The 13,930-nt window shown below is 65.3% G+C and carries 17 protein-coding genes and 1 tRNA gene; 15 read left to right on the top strand and 3 right to left on the bottom strand.

Annotated elements, in window-relative coordinates:
• Window positions 1-73: 73 nt before the first annotated feature.
• The 6 genes from J1N60_RS18000 to J1N60_RS17975 all read left to right on the top strand — a co-directional run bounded on the left by J1N60_RS18000 (window position 74) and on the right by J1N60_RS17975 (window position 5,640).
• Window positions 74-1,273, top strand: a complete 1,200-nt coding sequence (locus J1N60_RS18000; protein ID WP_312909328.1) for a M24 family metallopeptidase — start codon at window positions 74-76, stop codon at window positions 1,271-1,273.
• Window positions 1,274-1,438: 165 nt separating this feature from the next.
• Window positions 1,439-2,266 (top strand): prephenate dehydrogenase, encoded by an 828-nt coding sequence (locus J1N60_RS17995; protein ID WP_312909327.1) that lies wholly within the window; start codon window positions 1,439-1,441, stop codon window positions 2,264-2,266.
• Window positions 2,263-3,768 carry a small ribosomal subunit Rsm22 family protein gene (locus J1N60_RS17990; protein ID WP_312909326.1) on the top strand — a complete coding sequence of 502 codons (1,506 nt, stop codon included), beginning with the start codon at window positions 2,263-2,265 and terminating at the stop codon, window positions 3,766-3,768. The genes J1N60_RS17995 and J1N60_RS17990 overlap by 4 nt, the downstream gene beginning before the upstream one ends.
• A gap of 96 nt (window positions 3,769-3,864) precedes the next feature.
• Complete coding sequence (surE, locus tag J1N60_RS17985) at window positions 3,865-4,764, top strand: 5'/3'-nucleotidase SurE (RefSeq protein WP_312909325.1); 900 nt, start codon at window positions 3,865-3,867, stop codon at window positions 4,762-4,764.
• Window positions 4,765-4,815: 51 nt separating this feature from the next.
• Window positions 4,816-5,046 (top strand): Rdx family protein, encoded by a 231-nt coding sequence (locus tag J1N60_RS17980; RefSeq protein WP_312909324.1) that lies wholly within the window; start codon window positions 4,816-4,818, stop codon window positions 5,044-5,046.
• Window positions 5,047-5,205: 159 nt separating this feature from the next.
• Window positions 5,206-5,640 carry a helix-turn-helix transcriptional regulator gene (locus tag J1N60_RS17975; protein WP_312909323.1) on the top strand — a complete coding sequence of 145 codons (435 nt, stop codon included), beginning with the start codon at window positions 5,206-5,208 and terminating at the stop codon, window positions 5,638-5,640.
• 213 nt (window positions 5,641-5,853) lie between these two features.
• Here the strand turns inward: J1N60_RS17975 and J1N60_RS17970 are convergent, their stop codons facing one another.
• A complete protein-coding gene (locus J1N60_RS17970) occupies window positions 5,854-6,306 on the bottom strand; it encodes a hypothetical protein (RefSeq protein WP_312909322.1) in 453 nt (150 codons plus the stop codon).
• Between the two features lie 276 nt (window positions 6,307-6,582).
• On the opposite strand from J1N60_RS17970, the gene J1N60_RS17965 reads away from it, so the two are divergent.
• Window positions 6,583-6,783, top strand: a complete 201-nt coding sequence (locus J1N60_RS17965) for a hypothetical protein (RefSeq protein WP_312909321.1) — start codon at window positions 6,583-6,585, stop codon at window positions 6,781-6,783.
• Window positions 6,784-6,934: 151 nt separating this feature from the next.
• Here the strand turns inward: J1N60_RS17965 and J1N60_RS17960 are convergent.
• Window positions 6,935-7,006: transfer RNA gene (locus J1N60_RS17960), tRNA-Ala, on the bottom strand.
• Window positions 7,007-7,173: 167 nt separating this feature from the next.
• Between J1N60_RS17960 and J1N60_RS17955 the strand changes: the two genes are divergently transcribed.
• The 6 genes from J1N60_RS17955 (at window position 7,174) to J1N60_RS17930 (ending at window position 11,035) form a co-directional block, all read left to right on the top strand.
• Window positions 7,174-7,938, top strand: coding sequence for a hypothetical protein (locus tag J1N60_RS17955; RefSeq protein WP_312909320.1), 765 nt, complete (start codon window positions 7,174-7,176; stop codon window positions 7,936-7,938).
• A complete protein-coding gene (locus J1N60_RS17950; RefSeq protein WP_312909319.1) occupies window positions 7,935-8,138 on the top strand; it encodes a hypothetical protein in 204 nt (67 codons plus the stop codon). Before J1N60_RS17955 ends, J1N60_RS17950 begins: the two co-directional genes overlap by 4 nt.
• A 211-nt stretch (window positions 8,139-8,349) precedes the next feature.
• Window positions 8,350-8,817, top strand: coding sequence for a 30S ribosomal protein S15 (locus J1N60_RS17945; RefSeq protein ID WP_254157888.1), 468 nt, complete (start codon window positions 8,350-8,352; stop codon window positions 8,815-8,817).
• Window positions 8,818-10,107 carry an exonuclease gene (locus J1N60_RS17940; RefSeq protein ID WP_312909318.1) on the top strand — a complete coding sequence of 430 codons (1,290 nt, stop codon included), beginning with the start codon at window positions 8,818-8,820 and terminating at the stop codon, window positions 10,105-10,107.
• A complete protein-coding gene (locus J1N60_RS17935; RefSeq protein ID WP_312909317.1) occupies window positions 10,104-10,397 on the top strand; it encodes a KEOPS complex subunit Pcc1 in 294 nt (97 codons plus the stop codon). Before J1N60_RS17940 ends, J1N60_RS17935 begins: the two co-directional genes overlap by 4 nt.
• Window positions 10,394-11,035: a 30S ribosomal protein S3ae gene (locus J1N60_RS17930; protein WP_254157881.1), complete on the top strand. Its 642-nt coding sequence runs from the start codon at window positions 10,394-10,396 to the stop codon at window positions 11,033-11,035. The genes J1N60_RS17935 and J1N60_RS17930 overlap by 4 nt, the downstream gene beginning before the upstream one ends.
• Window positions 11,036-11,167: 132 nt before the next feature.
• Here J1N60_RS17930 and J1N60_RS17925 read toward each other — a convergent pair whose 3' ends face one another.
• Entirely contained in the window at window positions 11,168-11,602 is a 435-nt protein-coding gene (locus J1N60_RS17925; RefSeq protein WP_312909316.1) for a cupredoxin domain-containing protein, read from the bottom strand.
• 106 nt (window positions 11,603-11,708) lie between these two features.
• On the opposite strand from J1N60_RS17925, the gene J1N60_RS17920 reads away from it, so the two are divergent.
• Together J1N60_RS17920 and J1N60_RS17915 are read left to right on the top strand one after the other, a co-directional pair.
• Entirely contained in the window at window positions 11,709-12,440 is a 732-nt protein-coding gene (locus J1N60_RS17920) for a protein sorting system archaetidylserine synthase (RefSeq protein WP_312909315.1), read from the top strand.
• Between the two features lie 200 nt (window positions 12,441-12,640).
• A complete protein-coding gene (locus J1N60_RS17915) occupies window positions 12,641-13,891 on the top strand; it encodes a HEAT repeat domain-containing protein (protein ID WP_312909314.1) in 1,251 nt (416 codons plus the stop codon).
• Window positions 13,892-13,930: the final 39 nt, after the last annotated feature.

The following is a 13,930-nucleotide window of genomic DNA, read 5'->3' as shown; positions in this document are numbered from 1 at the left end:
GTCAGCGGCACTCGAGTTGCCGCACTGTTCCGCTTTCCCGGTAATTATTAGCGCGGCACGCCCACGCTCTGGCATGGAGACCGATCTATCACCGCTCACGGAGTTCCTCGCCGCCGAGGAACTCGACGCCTACCTCATTGACGACGACGCGACCGACTCCGACCAGCGTTACGTCTCCGGATTCTCCGCGCCCGACGCCTACCAGACGCTCGTCACCCCCGACGGCGAGATCCACCTGTTCGTCTCGGGTCTCGAGTACGGCCGGGCCGTCAAGGAATCGGGAGCCGACACCGTCACCCGGTACGCGACGTACGATTCCCAGGAACTCATCGCCGAGTACGGCCGCTACGAGGGGTTCCTCCGCGTCCTCGAACGATTCCTCGACGACCGGGAGATCGCCTCGGTCGCCGTCCCGCGAAGCTTCCCGACCGGGACGGCCGACGGCCTCCGCGACCGCGGCCTCGAGGTGACCGTCGAGGCCGACGGCATCGTCGGCGAGATTCGCTCGGTCAAACACGACGAGGAAATCGAGCACGTCCACCGCACGCAGCGGGCGAACCAGGCGGCGATGGCCGTCGCCGAGAGCCTGATCGCCGGGGCAGACGTCGAGGACGGCGTCCTCCACCACGAGGGCGAACCGCTGACGAGCGAGCGCGTCACCGAGGAGATCGAGGTCGCGCTCCTGCGAAACGGCTGTTCGCTCGACGAGACGATCGTCGCCTGCGGGGAACACGGCGCCGACCCCCACGACCGCGGGAGCGGCCCGCTCGAGGCGAACGAGTTGATCGTGATCGACATCTTCCCGCGCGACAAGGAGACGAAGTACTTCGGCGACATGACCCGGACGTTCTGCCGGGGCGACCCGACCGACGAGATGCGCCGTCGTTACGAGGTCACCCACGAGGCCTTCGAGGCCGCCCTCGAGTCGATCGAACCCGGCGCGACTGGCGCGGCCGTCCACGACGCCGTCTGCGACGTCATCGAGGACGCCGGCTACGCAACCTTCCGGAGCGACCCCGGCACCGAGACGGGATTCATCCACAGCACCGGCCACGGCGTCGGCCTCGACATCCACGAGTCGCCGAGTCTCTCGCCGTCGGGCGAGGAACTCGAGGTCGGCCACGTCGTGACGGTCGAACCCGGCATCTACGATCCCGCGGTCGGCGGCGTCCGCATCGAGGACCTCGTCGTCGTCACCGAGGACGGCTACGAGAACCTGACCGACTACCCGATCGATCTCGAGCCGTCGGTGCGCGCCGAAACGAGCGAGTGAGAGCAGGCCGAATCAACCGAGTGAGGTGGTCGTGCCGAACCAACCGAGTGAGCGAGCGCGTGCCTGTTCGACGCGAGCGAATCGATCGGCGCCCGCACCGACTCGAGCTGGAGCCGCCGTCGCCCACCGAACCGTTTTTGCGCCGGCGACGGGTAGCGGTCCCCAATGGAGGTTCTGATCGTCGGCGCCGGTGCGATGGGAACGTGGTTCGGGGAAGCGATAGCCGACGATCCGTCCATCGACGCGGCGCTGACGTTCGCCGACGTCGACGAGGACGCCGCCGAACGGGCCGCCGAAACCGTGGGCGGTACCACCGCCGACCTCGAGGGAACGACGACCTACGAGGCCGTCTGTGTGGCCGTCCCGATGAGACACGTCGAAGAATCGATCGAACGCCACGCGAGGCGGGCCGAGCGCGCCGTGCTCGACGTTACGGGCGTGATGGCGACCCCGCTCGAGGCGATGGCCGCGTACGCCGACGACCTCGAGCGAGCGAGTCTGCACCCGCTGTTCGCCCCCGAGCGAGCGCCCGGGTCGATCGCGACGGTTCGCGCTCGTGAGGGGCCGGTCACCGACTCGCTGCTGTCGGCGCTCGAGTCGGCGGGCAACCGCCTCGTCGAGACAACCGCTGAGGAACACGACTGGGCGATGGAGTCCGTCCAGGCGGCGGCTCACGCCGCGATCCTGTCGTTCGCGCTCGCGGCCGAACGCGTCCCCGAGGGGTTCCAGACGCCGATTTACGACGAGCTCGAGCGGCTCGCGACCTACGTCACCGGGGGCAGCCCTCGCGTGTACGCGGACGTCCAGCGGACGTTCGACGGGGCCGACGCCGTTGCCGAGGCCGCTCGAGCCATCGCCGAGGCCGACGACGAGGCGTTCGAGTCGCTGTACGACGAGGCGGCAGAGCGGTGGAGCGCTCGAGAGGGGGTCGACGACGGCGAAACGGACGTCCAGAACGCTTCCAGGAGCGCGAACGGAGGTGAGCGCGAGTGACCGACCAGCGCGAGGCAATCCGGTCGAACGCGAAGTACCTGCGCCAGGTCCGGCCGATCGATCCCGAAGAGATCAGCAGCTACGTCGAGGGCGAACCGCACCCGGCGGTCGTCGCCCAGATCCTCCGCGAGGAGGCCCTGGACCTCGGCCTCGTCGAACGCGAGGACGGGACGTTCGCTCCCGTGAGCGACGAACCGGTGCCGCCGCGATCGGCGGCTACCACCGATCCCGTTCACCGACTGCCCGAGCGGTACGTCACCCGTCTCGAGGAAGTGCTGGTCGACCGCTACGGCGTGGACTGGCACGAGGGCCCCTCGGGTTCGCTTCTCCGGTCGACGATCCGGCGCATGAAGTCCCAGTACCTCGAGCGACGGTCGGTCTCCTACGACGAGGACGTCGCCGCCGGCTACGCCATCTACCACCTGCCGGCCTACTACGCGGCGATCCAGTACGCCCTGGACGACCTCGCCGAACGAGGGCTGCTCGAGCGACGGTTGCGCGTGCTCGACGTTGGGGCTGGCGTCGGCGGCCCCGCACTGGGGCTGTTCGAGTTCCTCCCCGACGATTCGCTGGTGGACTACCACGCCGTCGAGCCCGGCGAGGGCGCCGACGTGCTCGAGGCGTTGCTCGAAGAGACGGGGCAAAACGTCCACGCGACGATCCATCGGACGACCATCGAGGCGTTCGATCCGGGATCCCTGGACAACCGGGACTCCGATGCGGACGATGCGGACGATGCGGACCCCGCGTTCGACCTCGTGCTCGCCTGTAACGTCCTCAGCGAACTCGAGGATCCCGAAGCCGTCCTTCGACAGGCGGTCGAGTGGCTCGCACCCGACGGCTCGCTGGTGGCGATGGCGCCCGCCGACAAGAACGCCAGCATCGAACTCCGGGAACTCGAGCGAACCCTCGAGGCCGACGGCGTCACCGTCTACGGACCGACCGTTCGGCTGTGGGGCGGCGAAACGCCCGAAGACCGGGGCTGGTCGTTCGACGTCCACCCGGACCTCGAGGTGCCGTCGTTCCAGCGAAAGCTCGATCGGGCGGGCGAGGGCGCCGACCCCGGCGAGTTCGTCAACGTCGACGTCCAGTTCTCCTACTCGATTCTCCGGCGGGATGGAACCCGACGGATCGCGATCGGGCTCGAAGGGAGCGGGCAGGCGAAGATGGCCGAGATGGAACGCCACGTCACCAACCGGATCGACCTGACGGCCGCGAAGCTGAGCCACTCCCTGAGCGAGACCCGTGGAGGGGGCGGCGGGACCCGTAGGCGGGATGCAGACGACCGGGAACCGAACCCGATCTTCAAGATCAGCGACGGCAGCGAGGCCATCGACCACTACGCCGTCGTGACGAACGAGACCGCGCTCAATCGGCCCCTGCTCGAGGCCGAGTACGGCGACGTACTCGCGTTCGAGAACGTCCTCGTCCTCTGGAACGACGACGAGGGCGCGTACAACCTCGTCGTCGACGAGGAGACGATCGTCGATCGGATCGGCTGACCTGGCTGACCAGGCTGACCGGGACCAGTGCCAGGACCGAACCGACCGACGTTCCCCAAACGGAGCACTTTTCGATCACGACGCCGACGGACGGGTATGAGCGAGCGCGAGCGAGAGAGCGAGCGACATGGAGACCGAGACCGCGACCGGAACCGAAACCGAAACCGGAACGACGACCTCGAGATCCTCCTGACGAACGACGACGGGATCGACAGCCCCGGCCTCCGGGCACTGTACGACGAACTCTCCGCCCTCGGCACCGTGACGACGGTCGCCCCAGCCACCGACCAGAGCGCCATCGGTCGCGCCCTCTCGAGCGACGTCGACGTCGAGGAACACGACCTCGGCTACGCCGTCCACGGCACGCCCGCCGACTGCGTCGTCGCCGGCCTCTCGGAACTCTGCCCGACCGATCCCGACCTCGTGGTATCGGGGTGTAACAAGGGCGCCAACCTCGGCGAGTACGTCCTCGGGCGCTCGGGCACCGTCAGTGCCGCCGTCGAGGCCGCGTTCTTCGACGTACCCGCGATCGCCGCGTCGATGTACGTCCCCACCGGCGACCTCGCGTTCACCGACGTCCAGACTACCCCCGAGGACTACGTCCTCGCCGCCGACGCGACCCGTTACCTCGCCGAACGCGGCCTCGAGTTCGGCGTCTTCGAGACGGTCGCATACCTCAATGTCAACGCTCCGATGCCCGACGGCGCGACCGACAGCGTCGACCTCGCCCCGCTCGAGCTCACGCGCCCGTCGAAACGCTACGAGATGGACGCGAGTCGCCACGAGACGGGCGTCACCCTTCACGACCGCGTCTGGGAGGAGATGGACCCCGACGTCATCCCCGATCCCGAGGGAACCGACCGACGGGCCGTCGCCGAGGGCCGGATCAGCGTCTCCCCGCTGACGGCTCCCCACACCGTGGCCGATCCAGACTCGCTGTCGGAACTCGTGGCGTCCTACGGCCGACTCGAGGAGCGTTCGCGTCCGGAGTTCTGACGCTCGCCAGGGGCCGCCACCGCTTTCCGTATCCACAACGCCAGTTGTGACATGACCTCCCTCGAGATCGAGTACTGTCACCCCTGTGGCTTCCTCGACCGCGCCCTCGACGTCCAGGCGGCCGTCATGCGATCGTTCGGCGGCGAACTCGAGTCGGCGACGCTCACCGTCGGCGATCACGGGGTGTTCGTCGTTCGCGTCGACGACGCGGTCGTCTTCGACGTCAGCGAGGAGTCGTTCGACGTCGACGAGATCGTCAGGGCAGTGCGGGCCGATCTGTGACCGACGGGGTAACCGCCGAATTGGAGTCCGCAAAGCTGTCGGATCCGATGCAATTCTCGAGAACCGACTCGACACCGGACACATATAATCCTGCGAGCACAAGAGAAAGGTAGGAGCACATCCTATCAGCGATATCAACCGAGGTTGGTGATCACACAAATGGTATTCAATTCACTTCGAGACCGTCTCTCGTCCCTCTTCGGATCGGAGACAGCCGACGCTGAATCGGTCGACGGCCAGTCGGCTTCCGGGACGCCCTCCGATCCCGATGCGGCCCCCGAGGAACCGACCACAGGACCGGCCGCTCGAGAGAACAAAGAGACGTTGAGTTACGCCGAACAGGTCGAATACGGCGCCAGCGATCGCGAAATCGCCGACGAGGACAAGGTCCTCCGCCTCCTCGTCAAACGCGGCGGGCGCGTCGACGAAACGACCATCCTCGAGGAAACGGGATGGAAGGAATCACATCTCTCGGCAGTCGTCGAGGAGATGGAAGACGACAATCAGGTCAGTGCGATCACGGTCGGGCGAAAGCGCGTCATCTGTCGGCGCGGCTTCGAGCCCAAGGGGTACCGGTCGCACCTGAACGAGTAACTGGGGAATTTTACGGGGGTCGGGGACTTCTCGAGAGCAACCAGCGCTAGTGCTGCCTGTCTGATTTAGCGTCCAGGACGGTATTTCGGACGTAGTTGAGCTCGAAGGGGTGCGATGTAGCCTGGTTCTGGCGGGGCGCTCCTGGTCGCGCTGTTCCACCACGAACTGGCGTCTCTGAGACGACTGGTAGGAGCGAGAACAGATCAGATGCGACTACGAGATCACCGCAGGTACACGCTCGAGCGCGTCGTCTAGCTGGGATTCGTGGCGTCCGAGCATCTTCCGCATTACCGCTTCAGCAGCCATGTCCGCAACGACCCCGTCGGGGATCCAGTTCTGGTCCATCGGCGTCCCTCGGCCCTGTAGTTCTAACACGGCGAACTCGGCTATGTGGGCGACTTCGATGTAATGAGTGGCGAGGTTCGCGTACTCCCACGCCGTCCGCGGGTCTTCGAAATCCACGAGCGGTTTGCGTCTCTCATACCCCGATTCGATCCCCGTCCGGAACGAAACCGAGTACACGGTTGTGTCTGCCTCCGTGTCGCGTTCTCGAGCGTCGTTCACTCCATCTTTCGAAACGACGTGTGTGGGAGTAACGAAGACACCGATCTCCCCATTTTTGTAGCCGTCCTCAGTATCCTCCCACGCTGCATGATGTGACACCATTTAGCGTCCACTCGGTTTCCCATTGCATAGAGTTTTTGGACTGTCAATCTCCTGTCGAGGTTCTAACTGGGTTTGTGGCGTGTTGGCTCGAGAATATCTCACTACATATTTAGGTCTATAAATGTTTTAAGAACTTAATATCCTATATTTAATCGAGTTAAAAAATTGAATCGAGGAGACCTGAACGCTTCCACAATCGGAAATATATTTTTGGGTCTTTGATGAGTCTATAAACCCACGTCAGGATTTATTAGTTAGAAGGTTGAATAGACATCTATGAAACAAGTTATAGCGCTTTTTGGAGTTGCTGGTGCAGTGACTTCGCTGACTATCGTGCTTATCCTCGTCGACGCGCTTCAGATTACTCTGAACGAGGCGGCTGCTGGGAATATAGAAGTCGTCGGGCAGTTCATTATTGTTTGTTTGGCAGCGGTCATCGCGATAGAGCTCTTAACACTTGCAAACCCAGCCCGCTGAATACGCATAGGTCACGATGGAACGGTTTTCGATCTTTAAAGGGAATAACCGACACGAACCGCGGAGTCAGCACTGGAAGAAGTAGAGGTATCGAGAAACCCAGAAGGAAAGGATTTCAGGCATTAGAAGGCCTGAAAATCTTTTTTGTATATGGACTTGCCGGGATTTGAACCCGGGGCCTCTCCCATGCCAAGGGAGTGATCTACCGCTGATCTACAAGCCCTCCTACGCACCTTCTGCTTTCCGGCGGGCATAGATAAACCCCTCGAATTCTCCGCAGGGACGCTACGCTGGCACATGGTTTTCGGGCGCTCGAGCCCGCCTCCACCCAACAAACCAAACCCATCCGCTCCTCGAGTTTAAATACCATGCCGAAGCCAGAGCCGGTGTATGAAACTACACTTCGGGCGGGCGACGGGCATCTACCTCCAGACGTTTCCGTTCGTCCTTCTCCGACTGGGCATCGGGCTCGCACTCGGGATCGCATCGCTCCTCTACTTCGGCGCCATCGGCTGGATGGCCTACGCGTTCGTCGACGCGGGGACCATCTCGGGGTGGATCGCCATCGTGGGCCTCCTGGTCGCGCTCGCGCTGTTCGTGAAGGCCTGGCGGCTCCTGGTCAGGTACGTCCTCTACATGGTCAAGGCGGGGCACATCGCCGTCATCGCCCACGTGATCGAAACGGGCGAGGTGCCGCCGAACCAGGTCAGCTATGGCATCGAGCAGGTCAAAGCGAACTTCACCGAAGCCAGCGCCCTGTTCGCCGTCGATCAGGTCGTCAAGGGGGTGCTCGAGCAGTTCAACCGTCACCTCCTGTCGGTGTCGAACCTCGTCGACTTCGCCCCGAGCCTCGAGCAGCTCGTGGAACCCTGGGGCGGGCCCTGGCGCTCGCGGCGACGTACATCGACGAGGCGATCGTTGCCCACCTGTTCGTCACCGAGGAGGACAACCGCTGGCAGGCCGCGGGCGATGGGCTGGTGTTGTACGCCAAGACCTGGAAGTCCGTCCTGGGCTCGACGCTCCTCATCGTGGTGGGAATGTACGCGGTCACGGGGGCGCTTCTCCTGGCGCTCACGCCTCTGGCGGGTGCGTTCGGTGGCCTCTCGTCGACGGTCGAGTTCGCCGGCTGGCTCGTCGTCGGGGCCATCGTGTTGACCGTCTACACCGGACTGCTCAAACCGTGGGTGAAGACGGTCGTTATCACGACGTTCCTGCTCGAGTCGCGAAATCACTCGCCGGATGCGAAGACGCGGGCGCGGATCGAAGCGCGCTCCGAGAAGTTTCGCGAGTTGCTCGGGCGAGCGGACGCGGAGGACGAAACGAAAGCTCGGGACCGCCCGGCGGCCCCGGCCTGATCGGAGCACCGTCGAGTCCAGATACGGCGAGACGCAGGTCGCAACGCTTTTGCCTCCGACCGAGAAGAAGTGAGTGGGAAGCGCACGGCCGCAAATCTGACTTCGTCACCCCGCAGTTGTCGGGTGACTCGAGATTGCGGAAGTGCATCCAGCGAGAGCTGACAGTTGCAACGGTACGCCTCGCGGTCAGTGCGGTTCCTATCCTCGACCAATGGCACGAATGCACACCCGCCGCCGTGGCACGTCCGGTTCGGACAAGCCGGCGGCAGACGAACCACCGGAGTGGAGCGACGTCGACGCCGAGAAGATCGAATCTCGCGTCGTCGAACTGGCAGAGCAGGGGCACGATCCGAGTCAGATCGGCCTCAAACTTCGCGACGAGGGCGTCACGGGAACGCCAATCCCGGACGTCAAGCTGGCGACCGGGAAGAAGGTCACCGAGATCCTCGAGGAGAACGACGCGAAAAGCGACCTCCCCGAGGACCTCCACAACCTGATGGAGCGAGCGATTCGACTGCGCGAGCACGTCGAAGCGAACCCGCAGGACGCCCAGAACAAGCGCGCCCTGCAGAACACCGAATCGAAGGTTCGACGCCTCGTCTCGTACTACCGCGGGACGGAGATCGACCCCGACTTCGCGTACTCCTACGACGCGGCCGTCGAACTGCTCGAGGAGTAGATGACGATGGAAGGTCGCGCCACGGTCGATTCGTCCGCCTCGTCGGTATCGGCACCGGCGCTCGAGCGACTCGAGAGTGCCGACTTCGTCCGCATAGTCACGCGGGCGGACGGCGACGGACTGGCCGCGGCCGGCCTTCTCGCTAGAACCCTCACCGACCGCGAGACACCGTTCCAGGTGGCGGTTGGCGAGACGATCGGCGAGCGGACAGCGCGCCTGCAGCCGAGCGACGATCGCACGCCGGGAACGGTGTCGGTCGTGATTGGGCCGCACGACGCCGACGTTGACGCTGACGGCGACGCCGACGCAACGGACGCCGTCTCCCTCGAGACCGAGACCCGCCCGGCGACGCTCGCCGCGGCCGAACTCGCCCGCGACCTCGAGGGCTCGCCCGACCCCGTGCTCACCCTCGCCGGAACGATCGCCGCCGGGATCGAACCCGGTGCTGGCGAGTCCGAGTGGGTGCTCGAATCGGCTCTCGAGAGCGATCGACTGGAGCGACGACCCGGCGTCGGCGTTCCGACTGCGGACGTCGTCGACGGCCTCACCGCCTCGATGGGCTGTCTCGCGCCCTGGTCGGGTGACGAGGGCGCTGTGGCGGATGCACTCGAGGGACTCGGAGTCGACATCACCATCGACGGTGACGACAACGGCAATGGCGACAGCGACGCTATCGGCCCGGACTCGGACCCGGAGCTTGACCCGAACACCCACCGAACGATCGGCTCGGCCGTCGCCCTCGACGTCGTGGGCGACGACGACGCCAGCGAGCACGCCGCGACGGCAGTCGGGCGATTCCTTCACCCGTACGCGATCACCGACGGCCGGCCGTTCGCCACGCTCGAGGGCTACGCGGACGTCCTCGAGGCGACGGCAGCGCTCGAGGCCGGAACCGGCGTGGCCCTCGCGATGGGCCACGAGGCCAGAACGCCTGCTCTCGAAGCCTGGCGGACCTGTGGACGACGTGTCCACGCGGCCATCGACGACGCGTCGGCTGGTCGGTACGACGGCCTGTTCGTCGTCGACGTCGGTGACGCGCCGGTCCGACCGGCGGCCCGTCTCGTGCTCGCCTACCGATCTCCCGAGCCTGCCGTACTCGCGCTTGGAGACGGGACGGCAGCGCTCGCGACGCGGGACGCCAGCGGCTTCGGGCCGACGCTCGAGGCCGCCGCTCGCGACCTCGAAATCGGCGCGGCGTACGACGTGGGTCGGCGTGGCGGAACGCTGCGGTACGGCGACCGCGAGCTTGACGACGAAACGGTCATCGCGGCAGTGAGGGAGCACCTATGACGGAGACCGAGCCGAACGCGACACGACGAGCGACGATTCGGACGCGACTGGCGGTCGATTCCGCGACGATTGCGGCAGCCATCGCTCCGGACAACACGTCGGAGATGGCGACGCGACTCGAGTCGGCTGACGACGAGTCGACGGCCATCGTCACGCGAATCGAACGCGAGACGACGGGTAGCCTCCACTCGACGGTCGACGATTACGTCGTCAATCTGGACGTCGCGACGGACGTTGCGACAGTGGCACAGCACGGACGAACGAACGACACAGATACCAACACACAATGAGCGAACGATCAGTTTCACGCGCGAAACAGGAGAAGCGGTGGTACACCGTGCTCGCCCCGGAGCAGTTCGACCGGGCGGAGCTCGGCGAGACCCCCGCCGACGAACCCGAACAGGTCTACGACCGAACCATCGAAACGACGCTCGGCGAACTCACGAACAACGCCAGCGAGAACAACACGAAGCTCACCTTCCAGGTGAACGACGTCGGTAGCGACGCCGCGTACACGGAGTTCAAAGAGCACTCGTTGGCTCGCGACTACCTGCGCTCGCTGGTCCGCCGTGGCGCCTCGAAAATTGAGGCCTACGTCACGGTCCTGACGACCGACGACTACCGTCTCCAGATCCAGCCGGTCGCCTTCACGACGAAGAAGGCCGACGCGAGCCAGGAGAAGGCCATCCGCCAGCAGATGGTTCAGATGGTCGAGGAGGCTGCCGCTGACCGGACCTTCGAGGAACTCATCGACAGCATCGTCGAGGGGCGACTCTCCTCGGCGATCTACGGCGAGTCGAAGACGATCTACCCGCTTCGACGCGTCGAGATCCAGAAGACGACGCTCGAGGCTCACCCCGAAGAAGTCGCCGAAGAGGAGGCGACCGCGGTCGACGTCGACGAAGAAGACGTCGCCGTCGACGAGTAGATTCCCTGTCGATCGATTTTTGGCGCTTCGGCTATAGCGGTGCGTAGGTTGTGATCCGGGTGTTTGCACGAGTTGCTCGAGTTGCTCGAGTTGTGCGAAGCGACCTCGAAAAGTGCACTGGCGAATCGCGATTCACTCGGTAACGACGACGCGGCCGACCATGCCGCCGCCAACGTGAGGAACGCAGATGTAGTGATAGGTCCCGGGAACCTCGAACGTGTACTCGTAGGTCTCTCGAATGCCGATTGCGCCACCGTGATTGTCGTGCCAGGCGTCCTCGGCCGATTCCTGATCGTCGTAGCCCCCGGTCGCGAAGTACTCGGCCTCGTCGGGCAGCCTTCCCTCGATCGCGGTGATGGTGTGGATCGACTCGCTCGTGTTCTTCCAGACGACGGGTTCGCCGACGGTCGTCTCGTACTCGGCGGGGAGGAACTCGTTTCGGGTCATCCCGATGTCGTACTCGGGTTCGCCGAAGACCTGTTCGCCAACGTCCCCGACGACCGTACAGCCCGCGAGCCCCGCCAGGGCTGCGCTGCCAGCCGTGGCGAGGTAAACGCGCCGGTGCATACCGGACGTTCGGACAGGCGGAACATAACCCGCTCGGTTGCTCCCGCCCCGCTGGAATCGGGCGAAACGGAAACACGTAAGAGCGCTGCCGGTCGAATCCGGGTGTATGCTGCCCCGGTTCGTCGGCCGACTCGGAATCGCCGACGCAGTGACCATCGCCAACGCGGGCCTCGGATTCGTCGCCGTCGTCGTCGCGTTCGTCGACATTCGTCTCGCCGCCCGGTTGATCCTGCTCGCGGCGATCGCCGACGGACTCGACGGCATTCTCGCGCGCCAGTACGGCGGGACGGCGGCCGGCCCCTACCTCGACTCGCTGGCTGACGTGGCCTCCTTCGCCATCGCGCCCGCCGTGCTCGCGTTCGTCGTCGTCAGCGACGGACTCGAAATCGGCTTCGAGGCAGTGTCCGTCGAACTCGGCGTCGTCACTGGCGTCTGTGCGCTGTTCGTCGCGATGGCCGTCGCCCGCCTCGGCCTCTACACGGCCTACGACACGGCCGACGACTACACCGAGGGCATCCAGACGACGCTCGCGGCGACGATCATGGGCGCGGCGATCCTGGCCGGCCACCCCGTCGACGACCCCTGGCTCGTCCTCGCCGTCACCGGCGCGTTCTGTTACCTGATGGTTTCGCGGATTCGCTACCCCGACCTGCTGGCTCGAGACGCGCTCATCATGGGCGTCGTGCACGCGCTGGCCATGCTCGTCCCGAACGTCGCGGGCCGGACGTTCCCCTACGCCCTGCTCACGCTCGGCATCGCCTACATGACGCTGAGCCCGTGGTTCTACTGGCGCGAGGAACCTGCCCCGGTCGAGGAGCGTGCCGCTGGTGTGGAGTAGCCGACGCGCGAGGGCGAGAGCGAGAGCGAGAACACGGGCGAAGGAGGTCGAGGGCACGACCCGATTATCACGCTTCACAATCACACCTCGAGTGGCACGCTCCGTGACCAGATGGAAACGCTTAGGAGCATCCTGACACGATTCTTCGGTATGAAGACGGAACTGCGTCACCGCACGCCGACGGGTCACCGGGTGGTTCCATGAGCGACGAGGAGTCCGAAACGGCCGACGAACACGAACACGAACTCACCGTCGAATCGCTCCGCGAGCGCCTCGAGTCCGTCGAGGCGGCCCTCGAGGACGCCGAAACCGAGTCCGATCTCGACGAAGTCGAGGCCGCACTCTCCGACCTGGAAGCTGACGTCGAAGCGGCTGACCTCGAGGAGGACGAGGAAGACGAATCCCTCGAGGACGACGTCGACTCCTTGTCCTCGGACCTCGAGGACGCCCGTGGGCCCTACGCCGAGGACGTCGTCACCGAAATCGACGACGCGAAGGGCGAAATCGCCGAGACGCGCTGGACCGAGCAGGGCGAGTCCGAACTGGTCGACGTCGTCCAAACCTTCGTCGCCGACGTCAACGAAGTTCTCGGGACGAACCTGACCCTCGCCGACGGCAACGGCGAGGACACCGTCGCCAGGCTGACCGCCACGCTCGAGAACGCCGGCGCCGCCGTCGAGGAAGCCGACCTCGATCCCGACGCCGACGACATCGCGGCCCTCCTCGAGGCCACCGAGGCGCTGGTCGACGGCATCGACGACGCTCAAGCCTGGGAGGACCTCTCGGTTCGCCAGCAACTCCGCGCCCAGGGGTTCTACGACGTCCTCGAGCACGTCAAGGACTACCCGCCGGAGTGGCACGCCCTCAAGGTTCACGAGAAGCAACACAACGTCGACATGATCTTGCTGTCCCTGGAGACGTTCGACTCTGACTTCATGGAAGAACACGCCCTCGAGGCTCTCGAGCGAATGGGCCCCGAGGAAGCCCTCGAACCCATGCTCCAGCGGGCGACCCGTCGCGACCAGGACGCGATCACCATCATCGGCAAGATCGGCGTCGCCGACGAGGAGGTCGTCGAGACGCTCGTCGACTACGTCGACAACGACTCGAACCCGCTGCTCCAGAAGGTGACGTTCAAGGCCCTGGGCGAAATCGGCGCCGAGGAGGCCGTCCAGCCTCTCGCGGACCAGCTCGTCGCCGAGAACGGCGAGATTCGAAGCGCCGCCGCGCGCGCACTCGGCCTCATCGGCGATACCCGAGCGATCTCTCCGCTCGCGGACGTCCTCGAGGAGGACGACGACGACACCGTCCGCGCCTCCGCCGCCTGGGCGCTCAACCGGATCGGCACCGAAGACGCCCTCGAGGCACTCCTCGAGTACGACGACGACCGCGCCTACCTCGTGCAGGCCGAAGCCGAGAAGGCGGGGCCGGCGCTCGAGCCGACGGCCTGAGATCGAGGCGCCACGTCATCGGATCCTTCTTCGCTATCG

Source organism: Natronosalvus caseinilyticus (assembly GCF_017357105.1).
GTDB classification, from domain to species: domain Archaea; phylum Halobacteriota; class Halobacteria; order Halobacteriales; family Natrialbaceae; genus Natronosalvus; species Natronosalvus caseinilyticus.
The sequence above is the reverse complement of the archived record's forward strand: the minus strand, read 5'-3'. Positions and strand labels throughout refer to the sequence as shown.